At 72.6% G+C, this 270-nt stretch carries 1 protein-coding gene; it reads right to left on the reverse strand.

Annotated elements, in window-relative coordinates; genetic code table 11:
- Positions 1 to 22: 22 nt before the first annotated feature.
- Positions 23 to 232, reverse strand: coding sequence for a hypothetical protein (locus VR45_RS41815; protein WP_045945226.1), 210 nt, complete (start codon positions 230 to 232; stop codon positions 23 to 25).
- Positions 233 to 270 lie beyond the last annotated feature (38 nt).

Consider the following 270-nt stretch of genomic DNA (forward strand, 5'->3'; position numbering starts at 1 on the left):
GCACGGGGGTGCTCCTGGGGGGTCAGTTCTCGGTGTCGGGGTTCTTGGGCGAGAGCCAGGTGAGGCAGGCGGGGAGTCCGGCGGAGATGCCGGTGGCGAGGATCAGTCCGAAGATGAGGAGTTGGGGTCCGAGGGGTCCGTCGTGGATGGGCCAGCAGACGAGGGCGGCGGCGAGGGCGCTGAGGGTGGGGACGGTGAGGGCGGCGACGACGAGCCGGAGGGAGCGGTTCACGCCACGTCGGAGACGCGGGGGCGGCTGGGGGTCTGGAC

It is taken from the genome of Streptomyces sp. NRRL S-495 (assembly GCF_000966955.1).
Taxonomy (GTDB): Bacteria; Actinomycetota; Actinomycetes; order Streptomycetales; family Streptomycetaceae; genus Kitasatospora; species Kitasatospora purpeofusca.